The organism is Bradyrhizobium septentrionale, from assembly GCF_011516645.4.
In the GTDB taxonomy this organism is placed as follows: domain Bacteria; phylum Pseudomonadota; class Alphaproteobacteria; order Rhizobiales; family Xanthobacteraceae; genus Bradyrhizobium; species Bradyrhizobium septentrionale.
In genome coordinates this window covers 1,026,612-1,050,455 of the sequence record NZ_CP088285.1, presented here as the reverse complement: position 1 = coordinate 1,050,455, position 23,844 = coordinate 1,026,612, and the positions used below count along the sequence as shown (strand labels likewise).

The window sequence follows — 23,844 nt, the reverse complement described above, 5'->3', positions numbered from 1 at the left end:
TCGCGGGCCGCCGAATTCGGGCAACGGCGGCTATGTCTGTGGGGCGCTGGCGCGCCAAATAGCCGGTGCCGCGGAAGTCACGCTGCGCGCTCCGCCACCGCTGGAGACGGAGCTGGATCTCGTCGAGGTCGAGATGGGCGTATGGGAGATACGCCATGGCGCCGCGACAATAGCAATCGGCCGGGCCGTCATGCTTGACCTGAGCCGGCTCGAGAGGGCGACCTTCGACGAGGCGGCGGAAGCCGAGAAGCGCACGCCAATCGAGCCGCACGAACATCAGCTGCCGATGTGCTTTGTTTGCGGACCTGTGGTCCTAGCCCCGAGCTTTCTACCTTTTGCTCGGGGCCCATGGGTGCGATCGGCACCCGCTTCCCCTGCGCCCTCTGTTCAAGAGGGCGAAACGAAGAGCAAAGCTCGGACAATTCATGTCGCGAGAATGCGAAACTATGGTTCACCCACCAAGCTGCGTATTCGGTGTCGTCCCGGGCTTGACCCGGGACCCATAACCACAAATGCTGATTATTGCGCGATGCTGGGGCCACAACTTCGCCTACAACACGGCCCTGTGGTTATGGGTCCCTGCTTTCGCAGGGACGACGCATGGGGTGAACACCATGGCCAAACAATTACCCAACCGCTCCCGGCGCGCCTTCATCGGCGCCGCCTTCGCCGCCCTTCCCTCACTTCTGCTGCGACCTGCCACAGCCTCCGACAAGATGACCAAACCCCAAGCCGAGTATCAGGACTCGCCGAACGGCATCTACTCCTGCGGCGCGTGCACGCTGTTCGTCGAACCCGACGGCTGCAAGGTGGTCGAGGGCGCGATCAGCAAGGACGGCTGGTGCAAGGCCTTTGCGGCAGTGGATTGAGCTCACAGCTCCCGCGCATTCGAGAATGCGAACGACGACACCCGCCGCGTGGTCTCGTCGAGGATCAGGGTGCGGGTGATCGGCGGCTCGGCGCGCTGGCTGCAATTCTCGCGCTCGCAGAGCCGGCAGTTGACGCCGATCGGGGTGCCCTCGACCTTCTCCAGATCCATGCCGGTCGCGTAGACGAGCTTGGACGCATGACGGATTTCGCATCCGAGCCCGATCGCAAAGCGCGGCTGCGGCTGCGGATAGGGCGCCACCGGCCGGCGCACCGTCTGCGCGATCGAGAAATAGCGCGTGCCGTCGGGCAGCTCGATCACCTGGCTGAGCAAGCGGTCCGGCATGTCGAAGGTCGAGTGCACGTTCCAGAGCGGACAGGTGCCGCCGAATTTGGAGAACGGGAAGGTGCCGGAGGAAAACCGCTTCGACACGTTGCCGGCATTGTCGACGCGCAGCAGGAAGAACGGCACGCCGCGCGCATTCGGCCGCTGCAAGGTGGTGAGCCGGTGGCAGACCTGCTCGAAGCCGGCGTTGAAGCGCTGCGCCAGCACGTGGACGTCGTAGCTCAAGGCTTCGGCGGCGGAATGAAACGCCTGATAGGGCATCATCGCGGCCGCCGCGAAGTAATTGGCGAGCGTGATGCGGTAAAGCCTGCGCGCGGTGTCGTCGAGCGGACCGGCGCGGCTGACGATCGCGTCGATCGCTGTGCCGCACTCGACAAAGCCGATCTGCAGCGCGAGCTGGAAGCTGCGCCCGGCACTGTCGACCAGTTCGGAGATCAGGAGCTGCCGGCGATGCCGGTCGAAGCGGCGCAGCGTCTCGCGCATCACGTCGACCGGCATCACGCGGGTGACGGTCGAATGCTTTTCGCGCAAGCGTGCGCTGAGCGCCGTGAACAGGCCTTCGGTCGGCACGTTGAGCTCGTCGCGCAGAGTTTCCGCCGCGGTCTCGAGCTCCGGAAAATAGTTGCGGTTGGCCTCGATCAGGTCGCGCACCCGCTCGATCGGGTTGGCGTCGAACTGCGAGCCCTCGCGATCGGCCATCTGCGCCGCCACCAGCGTCTCGCCGCGGCGCGCCTCGGTGTAGGCGGCATAGAGCCGCTGCAGCGCATGGGTCACGCCGGGGCAGAGCTCGGCGAGGTCGCGCAGCTCCTGCTTCGGCAGGTCGATCTGGCGGAACAGGGGATCGGAGAAGATCTCGTTGAGTTCCGCGAAGAAGCGGTCCTCGTCGGCGGTGGCGAGGTCGCGCAGATCGAGATCGTAGGTCTCGGCCAGCCGCAGCAGGATCTGCGCCGTCACCGGGCGCTGGTTGCGCTCGATCAGGTTGATGTAGGAGGGCGAGATGCCGAGCCCCTCGGCGATCTGGGTCTGCGACAGTCCCAGTTGCTGGCGGATCCGCCGGAACCGCGGACCGACGAACAGTTTTTTTCCGGACTCGCCAGGCATGGGATGCTCCGTCGCAACGAACGCAGATCACCTCGCCCCGCTTGCGGGGAGAGAGGCGTAGGCCGCCTTCGGCGGCCGCTCAGAAGAACGCCGAAACAAGGTTTCGGCTATGGTCGCATCGTCAGATGCGATCCGGGTGAGGGCGTACAGGTCTATCCGGCAGCGTTGCTCGCGGAGAGATGCCCCTCACCCCGACCCTCTCCCCGCAAGAGCGGGGCGAGGGAGCTGAGAGACCACCCCAAGTCCGTAGGCATGGCAGCCTTCCTGACCTATTATGTGACAAGATTTACAAATCGACAATTATTACAAGTTCAGATGTTACATGACATCACCAATAAAAAACAAGGCATCTATACGAACTTCCCGTTTTCGCGTTTATCTCCTGACACGCGCTTCGCGATGCTCTGTCAAGAATGTCGATACGGCGAGCAGGTCGCGGGGATCAGGATTCAGGCGGCTGATCAAGGGCAGCAGGATTTTTTAGAGGAGACTGACGATGAGCAAGGGCAGCAATTTCTGGGTGATCGGCGGCGAGTTCGGCTCGATGAACTTCCACAAGCTCGTCGAAGGCTCCGCCCAGGTGCAGGGTCCGTTCAAGACCCGCAAGGAAGCCGAGGATGCGTGGCGCGTGGTCTCGGAAGAGAACCGCCACAAGGCCGGCGTGCGCTTCTCCATCGTCGAGGAGCCGTCGCGGGTTTCGGCCTGAGCGAGCATGATCCGGAAAAGTGGGAACCGGTTTTCCGAAAAGATCATGCTCAAACAAGAGATGAAGTCACGATACGCAATCGCATTGTGACGCAGCTAAGAAACGTCCAAGGACGGCAGCCCCATCCGGTTCATCCGGGTGGGGCTGTCCGCTTTCGGAACACTGCCGGGGTCTTTGATCTGGGGATAAGTGGCCGCCTAAGTGCTTGGGAACCAACGTGCTTTGCGGACGTCATGGTTGCTGATAGGTTAATGGATAAGACAACCCGTCACCACGAGGCCGCAAGGCATGTCCGATCCGCACAATACCGGCAGCGAGGCGCGCGAGATGCGGCCGACGCTGCGAGAGGCGCTGCGGCGGGCGCGGATCGAGGCGGCCGATCGCACCGGCGTCGTCGTCGAGTTGCGCGACGCCGAGGTGGCGCGGCTCGAGATCCTCAACGAGGCGCTCGATCCACTGTTCGCGCAGGTGCCGGAGAAGGTCGATCTGTTCGACCGCGGCATCAGCCAGGGCGAGACGCCGCGGCTGTGGATCGACGTCGTCGCCCATGTGCTGATGGGGCGCGACAAGCGCATCTACCGCTTCGTACAGGACACCCGCTTCGGCCGCATCGTGCTCGCCGAATCGCACGACGCGCCCGTGATCGTCGACGCCGTCACCGATTATGTCGCGCGCCGCATGATCGAGCGCGAGCATGCGATGGTGGCAACGCCGCTTCCGGCTGCCGAGCCGGCGGCGCCGCCGCCCGTGCCGGTGGTGACGCCGAAGCGCCGCGGCGGGTTCGGCATGTTCGTGTTCGGCTTCATCATGGGCGCGCTGGCGCTGTTCGGCTACGCGCTGTTTGCGAGCTGGCAGAATTTCTAGCCGCTGAGGGGCGGGGGCATTGTAGTCGTGACACCCGCCTCGGCATTTCTCGGCGTCCTGGCGGCGGCCGCGGTGGTCGGCAGCGCCGTGCTGTTCGGCAAATGGCAGAGGCTGCGGCGCGCCGAATATATCCGCACCTTCAAATGGCCGGCGGGCCTGCTGGCGCGGCTCGAGAAGCGTCACCCGGGTTTCATGCGCAAGGACAGCGCGCTGGTCTCGCGCGGCCTGCGGCAGTTTTTCCTCGCCTATCTGATGAGCGGCAAGCGCTACGTCTCGATGCCGTCGCAGGCCGCCGACGATCTCTGGCACGAATTCATTCTCTACACCCGCGAATACGATGCGTTCTGCCGCCGCGCCTTCGGCGGCTTCCTGCATCACACGCCGGCGGTCGTGCTGGTGAAGGAGCGGCGCCGGAGCAATGAGGGACTGCGGCGGGTCTGGTGGTATTGCTGCAAATACGAGAACATCGATCCGGTCAGGCCGACGCGGCTGCCGCTCCTGTTCGCGCTCGACGCCAAGCTGAACATCGTCAACGGCTTCGTCTATCACACCGACTGCGAGGCGCTGCGCCGCAGCGGCATTGCCGGTGATAGTCCCTATTGCGGCGGCGATTTCTCCGACTCGTCGATCGACGGATCGTCGGCGGGCTTCGGCGATGCCGGCAGTGACGGGAGCGGCAGCGGGGATGGTGGCGACGCTGGCAGCGGCAGCGATGGTGGAGGCGGCGGCGACAGCGGAGGCGGCTGCGGCGGTGGTTGTGGCGGCGGCGGTGGGGATTAGAGCATGATCCGGAAAAGTGCGAAGCGGTTTTCCGAAAAGATCATGCTTAAACAACGAGCCAAAGCGCGATGACGATTCAACCTGATCTCATCGCGCTTCAGGACAGCCGCGTTTGCTTCAACTCGTGAATGCCATCGTGCTTGCTGAAGCCGCGCACGGTCTGCTCGCAGCGCCAGGCGTTGCCGTCGCGCTCGATCGAGAACAGGTTGTAGGCCGCCGCCGGATAATGCTTGCGCGCCAGCGCCGATGCCGACGGCACGCCGATCGCGGGAATCTTCCGCTCCGGACCGTCGAACCACATCGTCGAGTGGATGTGGTCGTGGCCATGCAGCACCAGCTCGACGCCGTGCCGCTTGAGCAGCGCCAGCAGCTGATGCGAATCGGTCAGCCGCTTGGCGCGCCCGTCGGAGTGCAGCGGATGATGCACCAGCAGCACGCGGAAAGCGTCCTCGCGCGACAGCTGCGCGAGGATCGTCTCCAGCGCGCCGAGCTGGGCATGGCCGAGCCAGCCGGTCGCCATCAGCGGCGGCGTCGGCACCGCCGAGGAGACGCCGATCAGCGCCACCGGGCCGCGGCGTCGCACGAACGGAAAGTGGGTCGCTGCGCCATCGGCGTCGCCGCGCAGATAGTCGTCGAAGTGACTGACGAAGCGATGCCGGGTCGCGCGCACATAGGCGTCGTGATTGCCGGGGACCACGGTCACACCGGAGGGATCGCCGACGCCCTCCAGCCATTGCCGGGCCGGATTGAACTCGGCATCCAGCGCCAGATTGACGAGGTCGCCGGTCACCGCGACATGGTCTGGCTGCTGCGCCTGCATGTCCGACACCAGCGCATCGAGCACGTCGCGGCGATGATATTTGTGACGGTTGCGCGTCCAGTTCAAATAGCCGAAGGCGCGCTTGCCGGCGAGATCGCGCAGCCGCGCCGCCGGCAGCGGCGGCAGATGCGGATCCGACAGATGCGCGAGGCGGAATGCCGCCATCATGCGATTCCCTTAGGATTGTCCGTGAAAAGTGGCCGGCAACCGGTCATGTCATGCTATCCCGAACGTCCTGCCCTGTATTGGCAAGAGCTGCGCGGGCGCGCAAGGATCAAAGCACGGATCAAGCACCATGATGTCGAGGGTTCAGTGACGATCCTTGAGGATTTACGCAAGCGCTACGAACCGCAGATCAGGTGGGTGTTTCATTTCTACTGGCGGTTGGCTCGCAGCATGACGCTCGGCGTCCGCGCCGTCGTGCTCGACGCCGACAACAAGGTGTTCCTGGTCAAGCACAGCTATGTCCATGGCTGGTATTTGCCGGGCGGCGGGGTCGAGGTCGGCGAGAGCTTTCTCGAGGCGCTGCGGCGCGAGCTGGAGGAGGAGGGCCGGATCGAGCTCGCGGGCGAGCCGGTGCTACACGGCATCTTCCACAACAGCCACGTCTCGCCGCGCGATCATGTCGCGGTCTATGTGGTGAGGAACTACCGCCAGGACCGCCTGCCGGAGCCGAATCGCGAGATCGTCGCCTGCGGCTTCTTCGATCCGGCTGATCTGCCCGAGGAGACGACCCCCGGGACGCGGCTGCGGATCGCGGAGGTGCTCGACGGCGAGCCGCCGCCGGCCACATGGCGGTGATGGACCGCGCCCGCGCCAGATGCTATCCCGCGCTCCACGATGACTGAACTGTCCCTGACCATCCTGCCCGAGACCCCGAAAGACGCCCAGGCGATCGAGCGCCTGCACGAGCGCACCTTTGGGCCCGGCCGCTTCGTGCTCAGCGCCTACCGGCTGCGCGAGCATGTCGATCATTTGCTCGACGTCTCCTTCACGGCGCGGATCGGCACGCTGCTGGTCGGTTCAGTGCGCCAACTGCCGGTCACGATCGGCGATACGCCGGCCCTGATGCTCGGGCCGTTGACCGTCGAGCCGCCGTTCCGCAGCCGCGGCGTCGGCCGTGCGCTGCTTGAGCGCGCGATCAACGATGCCCGCGCCAAGGGCCACCGGCTGATCGTGCTGGTCGGCGACGAGCCGTACTATGCGCGCGTCGGCTTCAAGCCGGTCCCGAAGGGGCGGATGACGATGCCCGGACCGGTCGACTACAGTCGCGTGCTTGTCATGGAACTGGTCGATGGCGCGTTCGAGGGCGTGTCGGGGCCGATCCAGCCGGACTGGAGCAAGGCGATCTGACATTCCCGCGAGCAACGCCGGAACGGTTGCGCCCTCCGACAATCTGAAGCAGAGTTGAGGCAAGCGCCGGGACAAGACCGGCGCATGTCATATCAACAGGGAGAGTGCGCGCCATGATCAAGGTCAGTGTGATGTATCCGAACAATCCAGGCGCACGCTTTGATCACGACTATTATCGCGACAAGCACATGCCGCTGGTGAAGGCGCGGCTGGGCGACGCCTGCAAATATTACACCGTCGACAAGGGTCTCGCCGGCGGCGCACCGGGGACGCCGGCAACCTATGTCGGGATGTGCCACATCTTCTGCGACTCGGTTGAGGCCTTCGCGGCCGGCATGGGGAAGCACGCTCAGGAGATCATGGGCGACATTCCGAATTACACCGATCTGCAGCCGGTGATTCAGATCAGCGAAGTCGTCGTCGGCCACTGATCGGCGCGGTTCTCGAGGCATGTCCCTCTGCCGCGTGCGGCAGAGGGACATGCTTGTCTCAGAACTTCAAATTGGCGAAGGCCCGTACACCGATGCCCGGCATCAGCACCTCGTCCTTGGTGTAGGAGACCGAGTTTCGGATGTTCTGGTTGAGCAGATTGTTGCCGACCAGACCAAGCGTCATCTCGCGCGCGCCGATCCATGATTGCGTGAGCTTGGTGTTGTAGGTGATCTCCGCGTTCAAGAGATTGTAGCCCGCGGTCGGCGTCTCGCCGATCACCGCAATGTCGTTCTGTGCGAAGGCGTGCACCAGATTGATGCGGGTGAACCAGTTGCTGTCGCGCCAGTACACGCCGCCGCCAAGCCGCACCGGCGGAATCCGCGGCACGTTGGTGCCGTCGGCAAAGGTGGCGCGTACCACGTCGAACTGGTCCTCGATGCCCCAGATGCCGCCGTTGAGCGGGCCGATGTCGATCTGGCTTTGGAACTCGGCGCCGCGGAAGGTGGCGTCGCGCTGCGCGTATCTCGCCTGGTTCAGCTCAAGCTGGTCCGGATTGGCTATATCCACGCAAGCCGCACTGTCGCACGTGTTGCCAGTCAATTGGCGGTAGATAAAGCCGTTGAACTTCGTGTAGTAGCCGGTGAGTTCGAATCGCAACGGCCCCGTCGCCCGCCGTAATCCCACCTCGATCGATTTTGCCGTCTCGATGCCGAGATTGGGATTGCCGATGTCGAAGGTGGTGGTCGCATCATGGGCGCCGCGCGAAAACAGCTCTGCCGGTTTCGGCGCGCGTTCGACGTATTGACCGGTAATGCTCGCGACCAGATCCCACGGCAGGTTCTGGATCAGGCCAATGCTCGCACTTTTCGGCGTGAAGTGCAGATTGCGCGGCGTGGCGGGACCAATACTGGCAGGGTCGATGTTGACGTCGAACACGTCGGGTATGAATGCCGGCGTTGTCCCGGAGAGGTTGACGTGCTCGATGCGTCCGGCGATCTGCGCCTTGGTGGTCTCGCTGAATTTCAGCTCGTTGAAGACGTAACCGGCGACCCTGTTGTTGTTGTTAGGGTCCCACAATCCGTTGAGCGGGCTGCCTGGATCGTCCGGACTTGGGGCCGTTAATTCCTGATGGCCGGCCTGCAGGCCGAACGCCGTCGTCACGGCCGCGAAGCGCGCGTTGAACGGCATCATTTGCACTTCGAGCCGGGCTTCTTGCTCCTTGTTGGTGAAAGTCTGCCGCACGCCGTCGCTTGAGAGATCGGCCGGATCGGCAAGACCGATTTCGTTGTGGCGATAGTCGGTCGCGCCGACCCAGAACCGCAGGGCGTCGATTGCTGCCGCGTCGGGCCGGTACTCGCCCTTGACGGCGATCTTGGTCTGGTGCGCGTCGATCCGGGTCTGGTGATCGGCACCGTCGATGCCGGGAATATGATAGAGCGAGTCGTTCTGGGTGATCGACGCGCCGATATAGCCGCCCTGGAAGAAATACGAGCCGCCGACTGAGGCGCCGTCCGACTGCGTTGCGGAGTTCGGCTGACGGCCGTTTACCGGCCTTGTCTGGTCGAACAGATACGGATAGCTCGGGATGCTGTAGTCGCTGGTGGTGCGGCCATAGACGTCGGCATGCACGGCGACATTGTTGCCGCCGGCGTCCAGCAGCATGCCGCCTTCGACGCCGCGATTGACCGAACTGACCGACGCGCGGGTCTCGACGGTGAGGCAGCCCGGCGAACCGGCATCGGCCATTGGCGCTTTCACCGGCAAACCGTAGGTCTGGAACGGCGCCGCCGCGCAGGTCGGCATCGCATCGGGAATTCGATTGTTGCTGGCGCTGACCACGCCGCCGATCGAGGTCGAGCCGTAGCGCAGCGCGGCAGGTCCCCGCACCACCTCGATCTGGTTGGTCGACAGCGGATCGATCGGCACGAAATGATCCTCGCCGAGATCCGACACGCCGCCGCCGCCGAGACCGTTCTCGACGATACCGACGCGGTTGACGTCGAGGCCGCGGATGATCGGCCGGCTCGAGGCGCCGGGCGCGAAGCTCGAACCGGTGATACCGGGTTTGGAGAACAAGAGATCGCCAAGCGTGGCGCCGCCGGACCGCCGCAGCTCTTCGTTCGGTATCACGGTGACGGTCGCGAACTGGTCGGTCACGACGGGCAGCACGCCTTGCTGCGGTGCCGGCGCCGGTGCCGCGGGCACAGGTTGCACTGCTGCGGTGCGTTCGCGGTTGCGGCTCGGCGCAGCCCGGACAACATGGGTCGGGGTGCGCGTCGGCACCGTGCGGTGCCGCTGGATCGGGCTTGGTGCCGTCACGGTGATGTCAGGGAGTTGTGTCGGCGTGTCATCGGCCAGCGCGCCGCTGTTCATTGCGCCCAGCAACAGCCAGCTCGCGCTCCCGAGTTGGAATGCTCGTGTCTTCAGAAGTGTCATTGTCCCGATCCAGCCCCGTCGAAAATGACGGATCGATTCCGATTTGCCCGCTGGCGGAGGCCGCAAACGTGATGCGGCTGTCCGCTCAGGGCGTGCAGCAATCAGTCGATGTCAGGACAGGGGAGGTGCACGGGAGTGAAACGCCGCAGGCGCCGACTTCAGATGGATGAATTCAGCGTTGGTGGTGCGGAACAGAAGCTCGACGGCTTCCGGCAGCAACAGCACCGGCGGCGCCGTGAACAGCATGCTGCTCGCGAGCGAGATGACGGCGCAGATCGCGCAATTGTCGGCCGGATGCCGGTCGTTGTCGTGCCTGGCGGGGGGCTCGGTCCCGGTCACCTGGACCGCGAGGTCCGGGGTGGCGGAGGTCCCGATATAGGCGAGATCGACCAAGGACAGGCCGGTCTGGACCGCGGGCGCCGCCTGCGCTGATGCAATCGGATGGAAGTGCCCGAACAACAGCACGAACTGGACGGCAAGGGCGAACAGCGCCAGCCGCGAGCCAGTCTTGATGTGTCTCCGGAACCACTTCATGCGATTGAGCCCACCCCATCGGGAGCGCGCCATCACCCCAGCGGCCCGATGTTACATTATAACATCGGACGGCAGTCGCGGTGTCAACCACAGTTGAGGCGAACTGTGTCGATCCGTTGCCGGTGTGTGTTTGAAGCAACGGAGCGCCGAGCCACCGGGCTCAGCGTCCCTCACGCAACCAGGTTGCCGCGAATGCGCCAAGCAGCAGCAGCAGGCCGACGATGCCGGCGAACATCGGCAGCACGCCGACACCCTTCACGACACTGGCGTCGCGCATCTTGACGCCGAGCCAGCCGTCGCCGCGGAAGATCGAGGAGGCGCGTATCGGCACGATGCGCGGCATGTCGAGGTTCGATCCGTCGACGATGCGCCGCGCGTCGCCGCCGGTCGCCTGCGCCAGCGGCTTCAGCGTGTCGGTGATCGAGGTGACCTCCGAGAATTCCTTCGGATTGGTCGGACCGACGTTGATCAGCGCCTTCAGCGTGCCGTCGGTGGCCTGCCACAGGCCGAGCTCGCTCGCAGGGACCGTGGCGCGCCACTCGCCGGGATCGCCGGCGGCGAGCGTCAGTTCGTGCGTGGTGCCGCTCGGCGACGTCACGGTAACAGGCGCGACGGTGTCGGCCATGGTCTGCCGCACCACGATCAGGTCCTTGCCCTGCACCTGCATGCGCAGCGCCTCTTCGTCGAGGTCGGGCTGCTTCATCAGCCAGTGCGACACCCGCCGCAACAGATCGAGATGCGGGCCGCCGCCCTCATAGCCGCGCGCCCACAGCCAGATGTGGTCGGAGAGCAAGAGCGCGACGCGGCCCTCGCCGAAGCGCGACAGCAGCAGCAGCGGCTTGCCGTCGGCGCCGGTCATGACCGGCGGGTTGATCGCGTTGCGGGTATCGACGGTGCGGAAGAACCGGCTCCAATGCGGCGGCTCGGCATTCGAGCCTTCCAGCCCGCGCGTCACCGGGTGGCGTTTCCCGGCGTCGCTCAGATGCGCGTAGAACGGCTTCTCGGTGACGCCGACCGGCTCGGCCGGCAGCACCGAATCCAGCGGCGTGCGCCAGATGCTGGTGGTCGAGGCGTAGTCGGGACCGGCGGAGACCAGTACCGCGCCGCCGGAGCGGACATAGCGCGCGATGTTGTCGAAATAGGCGATCGGCAGCACGCCCTGGCGGGCGTAGCGGTCGAAGATGATCAGCTGGAATTCGTTGATCTTCTGCTGGAACAGCTCGCGGGTCGGAAACGCGATCAGCGACAGCTCGTTGATCGGCGTGCCGTCCTGCTTCTCCGGCGGACGCAGGATGGTGAAGTGCACGAGATCGACGCTGGGGTCGGACTTCAACAGGTTGCGCCAGGTGCGCTCGCCGGCATGCGGCTCGCCTGACACCAGCAGCACGCGCAGCTTGTCGCGCACGCCGTCGATCGCGACCACGGCGCGGTTGTTGACCGGGGTCAGTTCGTTCTCGAGCGGCGAGGCCTCGATCTCGACGATGTTGGGCCCGGCATGCTTGATGTCGACGTCGACGCTTGAGGTTTGGCCGCTGCTCAGCGTGCGCTCGTTGATCACCTCGCCGTCGCGGCGGATCGTGACCTTGGCGCGCTCGCCGGTGACGCCCTGGTCGTCGAGCCGGTAGGTGATGGTCTGGGTCTGGCCGACGATGCCGAAGCGCGGCGCGGCCGTGATCGCGATGCGGCGGTCGCGCTCGTCCTTGCGGCCGGTGATCAGGGCATGCAACGGCGCCTGGAAGCCGAGCGCCTGGGCGTTGGCGGGAATATCGTGCACGCGGCCGTCGGTGATCATGAACGCGCCGGCGACGCGTTCGACCGGAACGTCCGACAGCGCCGACGTCAGCGCGCCGAACAGCTTTGTGCCGTCGGTTTCGCCGTCGGCCTGGCCGGCCTCGACGACGCGGACCTCAAGACCCTTGACCTGCTTCAGGCTGTCGACCAGCGCCTGCCGCGCCTTGTCGGTCTCCTGGCTGCGCCTGCCAAAGTTCTGGCTCGGGCTCTTGTCGACCACGACGGCGGCGACCGACGACAACGGCTCGCGGTCCTCGCGGGTGAAGGAGGGGTTGGCCAGCGCCAGCAGGATCAGCGCCAGCGCGGCGACGCGCACCGTCGCACCGCGCGCGCGCGACAGCAGCAATAGCGCCGCGATGACGACGATCGCGCCGAGCCCGATCCACAGCACGAGCGAAGGAACCAGCGGTGTGAACGCGATACCGTAGTTCATAGCTTGCTTCTATTCATTAGGAGCATGGTCTCTTCGGAAAACCGGTTCCCACTTTTCTGGGTCATGCTCATTGTCCCAGCCGCTCGATCAAAGCAGGCGCGTGCACCTGGTCGGCCTTGTAGTTGCCGGTCAGCGTGTACATCACGATGTTGACGCCGGCGCGGAATGCGAATTCGCGTTGCCGCGGCTCGCCCGGGGTCAGCGGCAGCATCGGTTGGCCGTCGGGACGGATCGCCCAGGCGCCGGCGAGGTCGTTCGACGTGATGATGATCGGCGAGACGCCGTCGCCGCCGCGCGCCGGGCGCTGCGCGGCCTCCTCGTCGTCCTCGCGCGGCAACGACTCGACCCAGGTCTGGCCGGAGTTGAAGCGGCCGGGGAAGTCGCGCAGCAGATAGAACGTCTTGGTCAGCACGTGCTCGCGCGGCACCGGCTCGAGCTCGGGCACGTCGAGGGTCGACAGCAATTCGCGCAGCGTCTGCATGCCCGGCGTCTGCGAGGCGCCGTTGTCGCCCGGCGGCGCCTCGACGGCGTCGCGGGTGTCGAAAATCACGGTGCCGCCCTGTTTCATGTAGGCGTCGATCTTGTTGATGGCGTCCTGCGGCGGCTTCGGCGCGCCCGGCACGATCGGCCAGTAGATCAGCGGGAAGAACGCCAACTCGTCGCGCGCGGGGTCGATGCCGACGGGATCGCCGGCTTCGAGCGCGGTCCGCTGCCCGAGGAACAGCGTCAGTCCGGACATCCCGGCCTTGACGATGGAATCGACGTCGGCATTGCCGGTCACGACATAGGCCAGCCGCGTCTGCGACACCGACTTGATGGCGAAATCGTCGTTGCTCTCGGCGCGTGTCGATGACGGCGCAAACGTCAGAAGGATGAAGGCGAAGGCGAGCACGGCTGGCGCGGCGCGGCGCCGGATCAGCGCGGCGAGGCCGCCGCCCAGCATCGCCACCACGATCGCATCGAGCAGGAACAGCGCCAGCGCCGTCGACAGCATGATGCCGCGCAGGTCACGCGGCTCGGTGTTGGTGTAGCTCGCATGCTTCGCGCGCAGGCCGGACGTGTCGAGCGGCGCGATGCGGTCGGCGGAGGCCAGCGTGTTGACTGTGATCGGGCTCTCGGCGGTGCCGTAGAAACCGGGCGGATGATCCGCCGTGCCGCGGTCGCGATAGTCCGCCGACATCGGCTTCGCGGTCGAAGGCGGCGGGCCGAAGGCGCCGAAGCCGTCCAGCGTGCGCAGCGGCGCGACCGTCTCGGCATTGGGATCGCTGGCAACGCCGGGGCCGGGCTTCGAGGTGTAGCCGGACATGTCGATCAGCCGGCGCAGCATCTCGACGAAGGTGCCGGACATCGGCAGGTCCGACCAACGCATGTCGGCACCGACGTGGAACAGGCTGACCACGCCCTTGCCGCGATGCTCGCCGGTGACGAGCGGGGTGCCGTCCTCGAGCGACGCCCAGCTCTTGGTCGCGAGCACGGCGTCGGGCTCGGCCAGCACCTGGCGGCTGACGGTGATGTCCTTCGGCACGGTGAGGCTTGCGAACGGGCCGTCGGCGGCGAACGAGGCCATGTGTTGCGGCTTCTCCCAGGTCAGGCTGCCGCCGAGCGTGCGGCCGCCGCGGCGCAGCTTGACCGGAACGAGGTCGTCGTCGGCTTGGGCGAGGCGCGGGCCGGCAAAGCGCACCAGCACGCCGCCTTGCTCGATCCAGGCGTTGAGCCGGTCGCGGATCTCCGGCGACAGCGTGCCGACATCGGCCATCACGATCATCGGCAGCCGCTGGTCGAGGAATTGCCCGATCACCTGCTGCGGCGCGCCGCGATCGCCGAGCCGGACGTCGGCGAACGGCGACAGCGCGCGGGACAGATAGAAGGTCGACGCCAAGAGCGGCTGCGCGGTGTCGGCGCTCGCGCCCGAGACCACGCCGATGGCGCGGCGGCGCCAGCGCCGGTCGAGCAGTTGCACGGCGCCGGCCGAATGCTCGCCGGAGATTTCGAGCCGCGAGATGTCGTTGCGCAGTTCGACCGGAAGATCGAAGGCGGCTTCGGTCTCGCGCTCCTGCGGGCCGAACGTGTAGCGGGCCTCGCCGATCGGCGAGCCCTTGGCGTCGACCGCGCGCACCGTTCCAGCCGCGAGGCCGCTCTCGGTGCGCAGCACCTTCACCGTCATCTTGGCGGCGGCGTTCTCGGCCGCGACCAGCGCCTGCGCGGACTGTGCGCCGCCCGAATAGATCGTCAGATTGCGGCTCTCGATCACCTTGCCGAGACCTTCGGTGAACTCGCTGCCGCGGCCGGTGTCGACGCCGTCGGACAGCCAGGCGATGTCGCAGTCGCCGGTCGATTTGAGGAAACGTCCAAGCGAGGTCAGGGTTTCAACGCGATCGATCGAGTAGGGTTTTGGCGCGAGCTGGCGCAACGCGACGCGCGCGGTGCCGGCCGGCATCAGTGTGATGTCACGCGTAGGCTCCGACAGCGGCACCAGTGCGACGCCGCGGCGGTCGCTGTCGGCATCGGCGATCAATTCGTCCGCGGCCTTGACCCGCGCATCCCAGCTCGAGGCCGCGCTCCAGCCGTCGTCGAGCAGGATCACCAGCGGCAATTTGCCGGCGGCGACGCCGGTCTGCGGATTCCAGATCGGGCCGGCGGCGGCGAGGATGACGAGCGCCGCGGCAGCGAGCCGCAGCAGCGTCAGCCACCATGGCGTGCGCGCCGGCGTCTCTTCCTTGGGCGCGATGTCGAACAGCAACCGCGTCGGCGGGAATTCGATGCGCCGCGGCCGCGGCGGCATCACGCGCAACAGCCACCACAGCACCGGCAGGCTGACCAGCCCCAGCAGCAGCAGCGGTTCGGCAAAGGAGAGCGGGAGGCCTGCGATCATGCGCTGCGTCCCGCTTTGACGGTTGACCGGCCGCCGCCCTTGCTCACCATCATGCCTGCATGCAGGAACAGCAGCAGCTCGGCTGCGGAGCGGCTGGTGGTGTGGGTCGAGAACAGCCAGTCGAGCCGGTTGGTCTCGGCGCGGATCTGGTCGCGATGCAGCGTGACGCGGGCGACGTAATCGCTGGCCCAGCTTTCGGCGCGGCCGGCGGTGATGACGCTGCCGGCCTCCGGCTCGACGAACTCGACGCGGCCGGAATAGGGGAAGGTCTCCTCGGCCGGATCGACCACCTGGATCATGGTGCCGTGCGCGCCCGACGAGGCGAGCCCGGCCAGCATGGTCGTGATCTCGGCCATCGGCGACCAGAAGTCCGACAGCACCACGATCTCGGCGAGCGACGACGGCACGAAGGACGGCGGCAGGCTGGCGCGCGTCGCCTCGTCATGCAGTATCGCCTGCGCCATCTTGTCGATCACGGCGCGGCTGCCGGTCGGGTTCATCAGGCCGGGAACGCCGACGCGCTCGCCGCCGGCCACCAGCAGCTCGGCCAGCGCAAAGGCAACGATCAGTCCGCGCTCGAGCTTGGAGTCGCGCGCCTCGCGTGAGGCAAAGGCCATCGACGGCGAGCGGTCGGGCCAGATCCACACGGTGTGCGCGGCCTCCCACTCCTGCTCGCGGACATAAAGATGATCGTCGCGTCCGGAACGGCGCCAGTCGACGCGCTGCGACGGTTCGCCCGACACGAAGCGGCGATATTGCCAGAAGCTCTCGCCGGTGCCGGCGCGACGGCGGCCATGCATGCCATGGATGACGTTGGCAGCGATGCGGCGAGCCTCAAGCACCAGGCGCGGCAGCGATGCGGCGAGCGTGCGGCTTTCGCCATCAGCACGTCGAACCGCAAGGAGCTCCTCGTTCTGGTGCCTGTTGTCAGCCGCCATCAACCGATCCGGGTTTTCAATTGCTTGATCACGTCGGGAATGGTGCGGCCCTCGGCGCGCGCCGAGAAGGTCAGCGCCATGCGGTGCTTGAGCACGGGCTCGGCAAGATCGAGCACGTCGTCGATCGATGGCGCGAGCCTTCCGTCGAGCAGCGCGCGGGCGCGGACCGCGAGCATCAGCGACTGGCTGGCGCGGGGACCCGGTCCCCATGCGATCAGTTTGCCGGCCTCACCGCCCTCGGGGCCGGGACGCGCGGCGCGCACCAGCGTCAGGATCGCCTCGACCACGGAATCGCCGACCGGCAGGCGCCGCACCAGCCGTTGCGCCGTGATCAGCGTCTCGGCGTCCATCGACGCCTTGGCAAGCGTCTCTTCGGCACCGGTGGTTTCGAACAGGATGCGCCGCTCGGCGTCGCGATCGGGATAGTCGACGTCGATTTCCATCAGGAAGCGGTCGAGCTGCGCCTCGGGCAGCGGATAGGTGCCTTCCTGCTCGAGCGGGTTCTGCGTCGCGAGCACGTGGAACGGCTTCGGCAGGTCATGCCGCGCGCCGGCAATGGTGATGTGCTGCTCCTGCATGGCTTGCAGCAGCGCCGACTGCGTGCGCGGGCTGGCGCGGTTGATCTCGTCGGCCATCAAGAGCTGCGCGAACACCGGACCCGAGATGAAGCGGAACGAGCGCTTGCCGGCCGAGCTCTCGTCGAGCACTTCGGCGCCGAGAATGTCCGACGGCATCAGATCGGGCGTGAACTGGATGCGCTTGGCGTCGAGCCCGAGCGTGACGCCGAGCGTTTCGACCAGCTTGGTCTTGGCGAGGCCGGGCACGCCGATCAACAGCGCGTGGCCGCCGGACAGGATCGTCACCAGCGTGTTTTCGATCACCTGGTCCTGGCCGAAAATGACGGTGGAGACCGCTTCCTTGGCGGCCTTGATCTGGCCCGCGACCTGCTCGGCCGAGCGGACGATCACATCCTCCAGTTTCTCGACGCTGTCTGCACCAGCCATTCGGTCCGCTCCTTCTCGACGATCCCGGTGATTCCCGCGTCGTCATCTGTCGTCAGCTCTTGGCCTCATGCTAAACCTGCGCGAAAGCCATGTATTCGTTGAATTAAACTATCCCCACCTTATCGGTATTTCAGGGTATGAACGGCATCACGATGTGGCGAGAATGACACCCCGACCACATCTCAGGATACGTGCACCAAATGTGCCAGATTGAGGGTCGGAAGCTTTAAGGTAAACAATGGCGAAGCAAGGGCAGAGCGAATCCGGCAGTGAAACTACGGGCCTAGGAAGCAAGGGCCTCGAAGGGCTGACCACCGCCGCCAATCGAGCTGCGACATCAGGGCCGGCCGGACGCAAGGGCCTGCCGCCGGTTCACCTCTGGAATCCGCCATTCTGCGGCGATCTCGACATGCGAATCGCGCCCGACGGCACCTGGTTCTACATGGGAACGCCGATCGGCCGTCCCGCGCTGGTGCGGCTGTTCTCCACCATTCTGAAGCGCGAGGACGGCAAGCACTTTCTCGTGACACCGGTGGAGAAGGTCGGCATCCGCGTCGATGACGCGCCGTTCCTCGCCGTGGAAATGCAGACCGATGAAGATGCGCGCGGCCGCTTGCTCAGGTTCCGCACCAATGTCGACGATTGGGTCGATTGCGAGAAGGGCCACGGTCTCAGATTCGAGGCTGCCGAGGACGGCGGATTGACGCCCTATCTGCATGTCCGCGCCGACCTGTGGGCCAAGGTCACCCGCGCGCTCTACTACGATCTGGTTGACATGGGCGAGCAGCGGATGGTCGATGGTCAGGAGATGTTCGGCATCGAGTCCGGCGGCGAGTTCTTCGCGATGGCCGACGCCAGTCAGGTGAGGGACGCACTTTGAACGAGCCGTTGCTGAAGGTGAGGCCGGCGACGATCAGTTCGACGGAATTCTTCGCGCGGGCCCGCACGCGGCTCGATTTCGAAGTGCCGCCGGGGTTGGTCGATCCGCATATCATTCCGCGCACCGGAGACTCCGGCAACGACCGCATGCTCGAGATCGTGGCGCAGGAGCAGCCGGTGCGGCCGGCCGCGGTGCTGATCCCGGTGGTCGATCATCCCGAGCCGACCGTGCTCTTGACGCAGCGTTCGCCCAATCTGTCGAGCCACGCCGGTCAGATCTCGTTTCCCGGCGGCAAGATCGACGCCACCGATGCCTCGCCGCTCGATGCCGCGTTGCGGGAGGCCTGCGAAGAAGTCGGGCTGAAGCGGGAATTCATCGACCCGGTCGGCTATCTCGACCTCTATGGCACCGCATTCGGCTTCCGCATCCTGCCGACGGTCGCCAAGGTGAAGCCGGGATTCACACTGGAGATCAATGAAGCCGAGGTCGTCGATGCGTTCGAGGTGCCGCTCGCGTTCCTGATGAATCCCGAGAATCATCAGATCCACGTCAAGGAATTCCGCGGCATCGACCGGCACTACTATGCGATGCCGTTCGCCGAGCGCTACATCTGGGGCGCGACCGCGGGCATCCTGCGTGTGCTGTATGAGCGGATCTATCTGTCATGATCCGCACGGTATTGACCGAGATCGGCGTCTTCCTGATCCCCTTCGCGGTCTATGCCATCTACCTCATCGCGACGCGCGCCGGCGTGACGCTGCCGGCGTCATGGCCGCTCGACATGCTGGCGAAGCTGACGCTGGCGGCGCTGGTGCTGGTCATCATCAGTTTCGTGCTGCTTGCCGAATTGACCGGCGCGCCGCCGAACTCGACCTACGTTCCCGCCCATATCGAGGACGGCAGGCTGGTGCCCGGAGCTGAGAAATGAGCGAGGTGCGCCTGTTGTCCGACGCGCCATGGCTCACTGAGGGGCCAGCGGCGCGGGTGCTCGGCCTGCTCAATGCCGACGGCGAGGAAGCGCGGGTGATCGGCGGCGCAGTGCGCAACGCGTTGATGAAAATTCCGCTCGCCGACATCGACATTGCCACGACGGCGTTGCCGGACGAGGTGGTTCGCCGCGCCAGGCGGGCGGGCATCAAGAGCGTGCCGACCGGCATCGAGCACGGCACCGTGACGCTGGTCGTCGACAGCCAGCCCTTCGAGGTGACGACGCTGCGCGAGGACACCGAGACCTATGGCCGCAAGGCCAAGGTGGCGTTCGGGCGCGACTGGGTGCGCGACGCCGAGCGGCGCGACTTCACCATCAACGGCCTGTCGGTCGATGCCGACGGCATCGTGCACGATCACGTCGGCGGCCTCGCCGACATCGCGGCGAGGCGGGTGCGCTTCATCGGCGATCCGGCGCAGCGGATTGCCGAGGATTATCTGCGCATCCTGCGCTTCTTCCGTTTCCACGCCGCCTATGCCGCAGGCGAGGTCGATCGCGCCGGCTATCTCGCTTGCATCTCCGGATGCGCCGGACTCGCCGGCCTGTCGGCCGAGCGGATCCGCATGGAGATGCTCAAGCTCGTGGTCGCGAACGGCGCCGCGGGCGCGGTGGTTGCGATGGGGGATGGCGGACTGCTGCTGCCGCTGTTCGGCGGCGTCGCCTATACCGGACCGTTCGCGGCGATGATCGAGATCGAGGGGCTGATGGAGCTTAAGCCGAGCGCGACGCGCCGGCTCGCCGCGCTGACGGTCGCCGTGACCGAGGATGCGCGGCGCATCGCGAGCCGGCTGCGGCTCTCCAATGCCGAAGCCAAGGCGCTCGACTCGATGGGCCATCGCTGGTGGCGCTTGCCCGGCATGGACGAGGCGCGTGCCAGGCGCAGGCTCTACCGGCTCGATGAGGAGCCTTATCGCGACCGGCTGCTGCTGGCCTGGGCGCGAACCGGCGCGAACCGCGATGTCGATCAGTGGCGCGCGCTCGCCACGCTGCCGCAACGCTGGCGCGCGCCTCACTTTCCCTTGAGGGCGTCGGATTTCATCGCGCGCGGGATTGCCGAGGGACCGGCGTTGGGGCATGTCCTGACCCTGGCCGAGGATGCTTGGCTTGCCGCGGATTTTCCGCTCGATCCGCAGGTGTTGTCTGGCATCGCCGACCAGACCGTTTCCCGTTTCACCCGCGACCATCGGCTGTGAGCTTGACCGATATCTCCACCACGCTGCCGTGACTATCGGCAGCGCGATGACCGCGAAAGCGTTGCGCGCATTCTGACGGGACGCGGAAGCGATGCTGCCGACGGCTCGGCGGGCAGCATCGCCTGAGAAAACTTACGCAGCCTTTACTTACGCAGCCTTGCGCTTCTTGCGGCTGCCGTGCTCCTTGTCGTCGTCCTCTTCTTCTTCCTCGTCATCCTCTTCTTCGTCGTCGTCTTCCTCGTCATCTTCCGGATCGATTTCGGTCGATTCGAGCGCGACGAGCGGCAAGGTTTCGCGAAACAAATCGCCGTCCGTGCCCATCCACAGACACTCGACCTTGTCCTCGTCGACTTCAACGACCGTGATCGGATGGCCGCCGGATTTCAGCATGACGACATCGCCTGGTTTCAGTTCCATGATTTTCCCTCCGCGCTTGATGACGCGGACGGCAGGCTAGCGACCGGTGATGACAGTGCGATCACGGCCGCCACTCGGTGCTGTGGATTTGCTGTGTAAACAGCCGTTGCGGCTATTAAAGCGCGATGAGATTGGGTTGAATCGTCATCGCGCTTTAGCTCTTTGTTTGAGCATGATCTTTTCGGAAAACCGCTTCGCACTTTTCCGGATCATGCTTTAGGTGGTGTGGACACTTATCGCATCCATAAGACGATGGCTGCGAGGGTGACGACGGCGCGATAATTTCGGGCGGTCTTTTCGAAGCGGGTTGCGACGCGTCGGAACTGCTTGAGCTTTGAGAAGCAGCATTCGACGAGATGGCGCTGGGCATAGAGATGCTTGTCGAGCGGATATTTGAGCGCGCGTGACGGGTCGTTGGGGATGACTGCGAGCGCGCCTTTGGCGGCGATGGCTTGGCGCAAGTGATCGGCGTCATAGGCTGTATCGGCCATGACGACCTCGGCAGATAATCCCTCGATCAATGCGGCGGCTTGCGGTGCATCGCCCTTCTGACCTGCGGTGAGCGTGAACCGCACCGGACATCCCAAGCCACGAACGGCCATATGTATCTTGGTGCTCAGGCCGCCGCGCGAGCGGCCGATCGCTTGATCTTCCGCTTGATCTTCAGACCCCCCTTTTTGGCGCCGGCGGCGTGCTGATGCGCCCGAACGATGGTGGAATCGACGATCAGATATTCGAAGTCCGGATCATCGGACATCGCCTCGAAGATCCGCCACCAAACACCCTTGATGCTCCATCGGCTGAAGCGCCGGAACACGCTGTTCCAATCGCCAAACACCTCCGGGAGATCGCGCCAGGGAGACCCCGTGCGCACGATCCACAGCACACCTTCCACGAACATCCGGTTGTCGCGCCCGGTGGAGCCCTTCTGATCGGGGCGCCCTATGATCAGCGGCGCTATCCGCTCCCACGCCGCGTCGCTCAATACCAAACGGTCCATCACACCCAAGGCTGCCTCCCCAAAAGCAGCCTTGAATCTGATTTGCTCCTAAAAGGGAATCCTTAGAGTCCACACCACCTAGCGCGCGGCAGGAACCAGTTCGGTCAGCGAACGGATGATGCGGTCGGGCTTGATTGTCGATCCCGGCGGCAATCCGACGCCATGCACGTCCATCCAGATCGCATAGATGCCAAGCCGCTGTGGCGCCACGACTTCCCACTCGAGATTGTCGCCGATCATCCAGGTATCCGGTGCGCTGACGCCGAGCGCTTCCATCGCGTGCAGATAGGCGCGCTCCTCCGGCTTGCCGAAGCCGTGCTCGCCCTCGATCTGGATGTGATCGAAGCGATGGCCGAGCGCAAAGCGCTCGACCTTGGCGCGTTGCATCTCGGCGGCGCCGTTGGTGACCAGCGCGAGCTTGATGCCGAGCGCCTTGAACGCATCGATCGCCTCATGCGCGCCGGGGAAGACGAACATCTCCTCCTCGCGGTAAGCCGTGAAGCGATCGGCGATGCGGTCGGCGAGATCGTCCGGCAGCGCGCGGTGGCCGACCGCCGCGAGCGCCGCCAAGCCGCCCTTCACGGTGAGCCGCCGCGCCTCGCCGAGCTTGATCCGCCAGATCGGCTCGGCCGTCGACCAGAATTGCCGTGCATAGGCCAACAGCGCGGTTGCGACCATGTCCGGGGGCAGGGGCGCCAGCTCCTCGGCGAATTCGGCGGTGATCGTGTTCCAGGCGATCTCGGGGCGCCCATAGGCCGACAGGATGGTGTCATCCATGTCGATCAGCATCGCGCGCGGCAGCTTGGTCACGGCCATTTCACCTCCGGCGGCAGCGACGACAGGATCGAATCCACATTGCCGCCGGTCTTCAGGCCGAAGATGGTGCCGCGATCGTAGAGCAGGTTGAACTCGACATAGCGTCCGCGGCGGATCAGCTGCTCATCGCGATCCTCGGCGCTCCAGGCGGCCGCGAAATTACGCCGCACCAGGTCGGGATAGATTTTCAGGAAGCTGCGCCCGACGTCCTGGGTGAAGGCGAGGTCGGCGTCCCAGTCGCCGCTGTCGTGCCAGTCGTAGAAGATGCCGCCGACGCCGCGGGCTTCCTTGCGGTGTGGCAGATAGAAATAGTCGTCGCACCATTTCTTGTACTTGTCGTAGTCGGCGACGCCGTTCGGCCCGCTGCACGCCTCTTTCATCGCGGCATGGAAGGCGACCGTATCGGGGTCCTCCTGGGTGCGCCGCCGGTTCAGCACCGGCGTCAAATCGGCGCCGCCGCCGAACCAGGCCTTGGTGGTGACGACGAAGCGGGTGTTCATATGCACGGCGGGCACGTTCGGATTGCGCAAATGTGCGATCAGCGAAATGCCCGAGGCCCAAAATCTGGGATTATCGGCGGCACCGGGAATCTGCGCGCGGAATTCGGGGGCGAACTCGCCATGCACGGTCGAGCAGTGCACGCCGACCTTCTCGAACAGCCGGCCCTTCATGATCGACATCACCCCGCCGCCGGGCTTGCCGGTGTGGTCAGTGCGGTCCCAGGGGGTGCGCACGAACCGGCCGGCGTCGCCGGGATAGAGCGCTGCGGGGGCATCGTCCTCGAGTGTCTCGAAGGCCGCGCAGATGTCGTTGCGCAGCGCCTCGAACCAGCCGCGCGCACGCGCCTTGCGGTCTTCGATGATGGCGGGGTCTGTGGGCAGCATGACTATCCCTGCGGTCCGAAATAGGTGCAGCTCTCGTTGCAGCTGTCGCGATGGACGGCGACGCGCGTCAGCTTGCCGGTATGTTGCAGCCGCTCCCAGATGAAGCGCGAGAGATTCTCCAGCGTCGGCACGCCGATGGCCTCGATCTTGTTCAGGAACTTGTGGTCGAGCGTTTTCTGCACCTCGGCCATGGCGCGCTCCAGCAGGCCGAGATCGATCACCATCCCGGTTTTCGGGTCGGGCGTACCGCGCACCGTGACTTCGGCGCGGAAGGAGTGACCGTGAATCTCCTCGCTGTTCACACCAAACGTCGTTCCGGAAAGCGCATGCGCAGCCTCGAACCGAAACGCTTTCGTCAATTCCCACATCTCGTTCAACAATCCAGTTCT

Annotated in this window: 23 protein-coding genes and 1 pseudogene; 11 read left to right on the top strand and 13 right to left on the bottom strand. The window is 65.6% G+C overall.

The genetic code is table 11. The annotated features are described in order from the left end of the window. Nucleotides 1–512: 512 nt before the first annotated feature. Nucleotides 513–869: a hypothetical protein gene (locus HAP48_RS06945; protein WP_210295628.1), complete on the top strand. Its 357-nt coding sequence runs from the start codon at nt 513–515 to the stop codon at nt 867–869. Nucleotides 870–871: 2 nt separating this feature from the next. Here the strand turns inward: HAP48_RS06945 and HAP48_RS06940 are convergent, their stop codons facing one another. Continuing rightward, complete coding sequence (locus HAP48_RS06940; RefSeq protein ID WP_166214370.1) at nt 872–2,314, bottom strand: helix-turn-helix domain-containing protein; 1,443 nt, start codon at nt 2,312–2,314, stop codon at nt 872–874. Between the two features lie 496 nt (nt 2,315–2,810). On the opposite strand from HAP48_RS06940, the gene HAP48_RS06935 reads away from it, so the two are divergent. The 3 genes from HAP48_RS06935 (at nt 2,811) to HAP48_RS06925 (ending at nt 4,664) form a co-directional block, all read left to right on the top strand. Next, on the top strand, nt 2,811–3,020 hold the full coding sequence (locus tag HAP48_RS06935) for a DUF4170 domain-containing protein (protein WP_029083693.1): 210 nt from the start codon (nt 2,811–2,813) through the stop codon (nt 3,018–3,020). A gap of 288 nt (nt 3,021–3,308) precedes the next feature. After that, nucleotides 3,309–3,884, top strand: coding sequence for a hypothetical protein (locus HAP48_RS06930; protein ID WP_166214371.1), 576 nt, complete (start codon nt 3,309–3,311; stop codon nt 3,882–3,884). 27 nt (nt 3,885–3,911) lie between these two features. Beyond that, nucleotides 3,912–4,664 carry a glycine-rich domain-containing protein gene (locus HAP48_RS06925; protein WP_224496938.1) on the top strand — a complete coding sequence of 251 codons (753 nt, stop codon included), beginning with the start codon at nt 3,912–3,914 and terminating at the stop codon, nt 4,662–4,664. A 97-nt stretch (nt 4,665–4,761) separates the two neighbouring features. Here the strand turns inward: HAP48_RS06925 and HAP48_RS06920 are convergent, their stop codons facing one another. Beyond that, a complete protein-coding gene (locus HAP48_RS06920; protein ID WP_166214372.1) occupies nt 4,762–5,649 on the bottom strand; it encodes a metallophosphoesterase family protein in 888 nt (295 codons plus the stop codon). A gap of 147 nt (nt 5,650–5,796) precedes the next feature. Here HAP48_RS06920 and HAP48_RS06915 point away from each other — a divergent pair, with 147 nt between their 5' ends. The 3 genes from HAP48_RS06915 to HAP48_RS06905 all read left to right on the top strand — a co-directional run bounded on the left by HAP48_RS06915 (nt 5,797) and on the right by HAP48_RS06905 (nt 7,268). Beyond that, entirely contained in the window at nt 5,797–6,285 is a 489-nt protein-coding gene (locus tag HAP48_RS06915) for an NUDIX domain-containing protein (protein WP_166214373.1), read from the top strand. 39 nt (nt 6,286–6,324) lie between these two features. Further along, nucleotides 6,325–6,837, top strand: a complete 513-nt coding sequence (locus tag HAP48_RS06910) for a GNAT family N-acetyltransferase (protein WP_166214374.1) — start codon at nt 6,325–6,327, stop codon at nt 6,835–6,837. Between the two features lie 113 nt (nt 6,838–6,950). Beyond that, nucleotides 6,951–7,268, top strand: a complete 318-nt coding sequence (locus tag HAP48_RS06905; protein ID WP_029083699.1) for an EthD family reductase — start codon at nt 6,951–6,953, stop codon at nt 7,266–7,268. Nucleotides 7,269–7,326: 58 nt separating this feature from the next. Here HAP48_RS06905 and HAP48_RS06900 read toward each other — a convergent pair whose 3' ends face one another. The 6 genes from HAP48_RS06900 to HAP48_RS06875 form a co-directional block, all read right to left on the bottom strand. Beyond that, nucleotides 7,327–9,705, bottom strand: a complete 2,379-nt coding sequence (locus tag HAP48_RS06900; RefSeq protein WP_166214375.1) for a TonB-dependent receptor — start codon at nt 9,703–9,705, stop codon at nt 7,327–7,329. A 111-nt stretch (nt 9,706–9,816) separates the two neighbouring features. Then, nucleotides 9,817–10,239: a DUF2946 family protein gene (locus tag HAP48_RS06895; protein ID WP_166214376.1), complete on the bottom strand. Its 423-nt coding sequence runs from the start codon at nt 10,237–10,239 to the stop codon at nt 9,817–9,819. A 160-nt stretch (nt 10,240–10,399) separates the two neighbouring features. Then, nucleotides 10,400–12,463 carry a hypothetical protein gene (locus HAP48_RS06890; protein ID WP_166214377.1) on the bottom strand — a complete coding sequence of 688 codons (2,064 nt, stop codon included), beginning with the start codon at nt 12,461–12,463 and terminating at the stop codon, nt 10,400–10,402. 67 nt (nt 12,464–12,530) lie between these two features. Beyond that, nucleotides 12,531–15,332, bottom strand: a complete 2,802-nt coding sequence (locus HAP48_RS06885; protein ID WP_166216824.1) for a DUF4159 domain-containing protein — start codon at nt 15,330–15,332, stop codon at nt 12,531–12,533. After that, complete coding sequence (locus tag HAP48_RS06880) at nt 15,332–16,273, bottom strand: DUF58 domain-containing protein (protein ID WP_166214378.1); 942 nt, start codon at nt 16,271–16,273, stop codon at nt 15,332–15,334. Before HAP48_RS06880 ends, HAP48_RS06885 begins: the two co-directional genes overlap by 1 nt. Continuing rightward, nucleotides 16,273–17,277: an AAA family ATPase gene (locus HAP48_RS06875; protein WP_029083705.1), complete on the bottom strand. Its 1,005-nt coding sequence runs from the start codon at nt 17,275–17,277 to the stop codon at nt 16,273–16,275. Before HAP48_RS06875 ends, HAP48_RS06880 begins: the two co-directional genes overlap by 1 nt. A 238-nt stretch (nt 17,278–17,515) precedes the next feature. Here HAP48_RS06875 and HAP48_RS06870 point away from each other — a divergent pair, with 238 nt between their 5' ends. The 4 genes from HAP48_RS06870 to HAP48_RS06855 are packed head-to-tail and all read left to right on the top strand — an operon-like array spanning nt 17,516 to nt 20,338. Further along, nucleotides 17,516–18,157 (top strand): DUF1285 domain-containing protein, encoded by a 642-nt coding sequence (locus tag HAP48_RS06870; protein ID WP_166214379.1) that lies wholly within the window; start codon nt 17,516–17,518, stop codon nt 18,155–18,157. 32 nt (nt 18,158–18,189) lie between these two features. Continuing rightward, nucleotides 18,190–18,825, top strand: coding sequence for a CoA pyrophosphatase (locus HAP48_RS06865; RefSeq protein ID WP_371261233.1), 636 nt, complete (start codon nt 18,190–18,192; stop codon nt 18,823–18,825). Then, entirely contained in the window at nt 18,822–19,085 is a 264-nt protein-coding gene (locus HAP48_RS06860) for a DUF6111 family protein (protein ID WP_166214380.1), read from the top strand. Before HAP48_RS06865 ends, HAP48_RS06860 begins: the two co-directional genes overlap by 4 nt. Further along, nucleotides 19,082–20,338 carry a CCA tRNA nucleotidyltransferase gene (locus HAP48_RS06855; RefSeq protein ID WP_166214381.1) on the top strand — a complete coding sequence of 419 codons (1,257 nt, stop codon included), beginning with the start codon at nt 19,082–19,084 and terminating at the stop codon, nt 20,336–20,338. The genes HAP48_RS06860 and HAP48_RS06855 overlap by 4 nt, the downstream gene beginning before the upstream one ends. A gap of 147 nt (nt 20,339–20,485) precedes the next feature. Here the strand turns inward: HAP48_RS06855 and HAP48_RS06850 are convergent, their stop codons facing one another. The 5 genes and pseudogenes from HAP48_RS06850 to HAP48_RS06830 all read right to left on the bottom strand — a co-directional run bounded on the left by HAP48_RS06850 (nt 20,486) and on the right by HAP48_RS06830 (nt 23,823). Beyond that, nucleotides 20,486–20,728, bottom strand: a complete 243-nt coding sequence (locus HAP48_RS06850) for a DUF2158 domain-containing protein (RefSeq protein WP_420869855.1) — start codon at nt 20,726–20,728, stop codon at nt 20,486–20,488. Between the two features lie 260 nt (nt 20,729–20,988). Further along, nucleotides 20,989–21,755: pseudogene (locus HAP48_RS06845) on the bottom strand (IS5 family transposase). A 78-nt stretch (nt 21,756–21,833) separates the two neighbouring features. Beyond that, a complete protein-coding gene (locus tag HAP48_RS06840; RefSeq protein ID WP_166214383.1) occupies nt 21,834–22,571 on the bottom strand; it encodes an HAD family hydrolase in 738 nt (245 codons plus the stop codon). Beyond that, nucleotides 22,562–23,455, bottom strand: coding sequence for an oxygen-dependent coproporphyrinogen oxidase (gene hemF, locus HAP48_RS06835; RefSeq protein WP_175612355.1), 894 nt, complete (start codon nt 23,453–23,455; stop codon nt 22,562–22,564). Before hemF ends, HAP48_RS06840 begins: the two co-directional genes overlap by 10 nt. Before the next feature lie 2 nt (nt 23,456–23,457). Next, the gene (locus HAP48_RS06830) at nt 23,458–23,823 is read right to left on the bottom strand and encodes a 6-pyruvoyl trahydropterin synthase family protein (RefSeq protein ID WP_166216830.1); all 366 of its coding nucleotides are present in this window, start codon (nt 23,821–23,823) and stop codon (nt 23,458–23,460) included. Nucleotides 23,824–23,844 lie beyond the last annotated feature (21 nt).

Bases quoted from the DNA above. Each gene is read 5' to 3' on its own strand.
- hemF (WP_175612355.1), bottom strand. From the start codon at position 23,455: ATGCTGCCCACAGACCCCGCCATCATCGAAGACCGCAAGGCGCGTGCG.
- HAP48_RS06875 (WP_029083705.1), bottom strand. From the start codon at position 17,277: ATGGCTGGTGCAGACAGCGTCGAGAAACTGGAGGATGTGATCGTCCGC.
- HAP48_RS06855 (WP_166214381.1), top strand. From the start codon at position 19,082: ATGAGCGAGGTGCGCCTGTTGTCCGACGCGCCATGGCTCACTGAGGGG.
- HAP48_RS06870 (WP_166214379.1), top strand. From the start codon at position 17,516: ATGGCGAAGCAAGGGCAGAGCGAATCCGGCAGTGAAACTACGGGCCTA.
- HAP48_RS06890 (WP_166214377.1), bottom strand. From the start codon at position 12,463: ATGAACTACGGTATCGCGTTCACACCGCTGGTTCCTTCGCTCGTGCTG.
- HAP48_RS06895 (WP_166214376.1), bottom strand. From the start codon at position 10,239: ATGAAGTGGTTCCGGAGACACATCAAGACTGGCTCGCGGCTGGCGCTG.
- HAP48_RS06900 (WP_166214375.1), bottom strand. From the start codon at position 9,705: ATGACACTTCTGAAGACACGAGCATTCCAACTCGGGAGCGCGAGCTGG.
- HAP48_RS06940 (WP_166214370.1), bottom strand. From the start codon at position 2,314: ATGCCTGGCGAGTCCGGAAAAAAACTGTTCGTCGGTCCGCGGTTCCGG.
- HAP48_RS06910 (WP_166214374.1), top strand. From the start codon at position 6,325: ATGACTGAACTGTCCCTGACCATCCTGCCCGAGACCCCGAAAGACGCC.
- HAP48_RS06920 (WP_166214372.1), bottom strand. From the start codon at position 5,649: ATGGCGGCATTCCGCCTCGCGCATCTGTCGGATCCGCATCTGCCGCCG.
- HAP48_RS06905 (WP_029083699.1), top strand. From the start codon at position 6,951: ATGATCAAGGTCAGTGTGATGTATCCGAACAATCCAGGCGCACGCTTT.
- HAP48_RS06945 (WP_210295628.1), top strand. From the start codon at position 513: ATGCTGATTATTGCGCGATGCTGGGGCCACAACTTCGCCTACAACACG.
- HAP48_RS06880 (WP_166214378.1), bottom strand. From the start codon at position 16,273: ATGGCGGCTGACAACAGGCACCAGAACGAGGAGCTCCTTGCGGTTCGA.
- HAP48_RS06840 (WP_166214383.1), bottom strand. From the start codon at position 22,571: ATGGCCGTGACCAAGCTGCCGCGCGCGATGCTGATCGACATGGATGAC.
- HAP48_RS06860 (WP_166214380.1), top strand. From the start codon at position 18,822: ATGATCCGCACGGTATTGACCGAGATCGGCGTCTTCCTGATCCCCTTC.
- HAP48_RS06935 (WP_029083693.1), top strand. From the start codon at position 2,811: ATGAGCAAGGGCAGCAATTTCTGGGTGATCGGCGGCGAGTTCGGCTCG.
- HAP48_RS06830 (WP_166216830.1), bottom strand. From the start codon at position 23,823: ATGTGGGAATTGACGAAAGCGTTTCGGTTCGAGGCTGCGCATGCGCTT.
- HAP48_RS06850 (WP_420869855.1), bottom strand. From the start codon at position 20,728: ATGCTGAAATCCGGCGGCCATCCGATCACGGTCGTTGAAGTCGACGAG.
- HAP48_RS06930 (WP_166214371.1), top strand. From the start codon at position 3,309: ATGTCCGATCCGCACAATACCGGCAGCGAGGCGCGCGAGATGCGGCCG.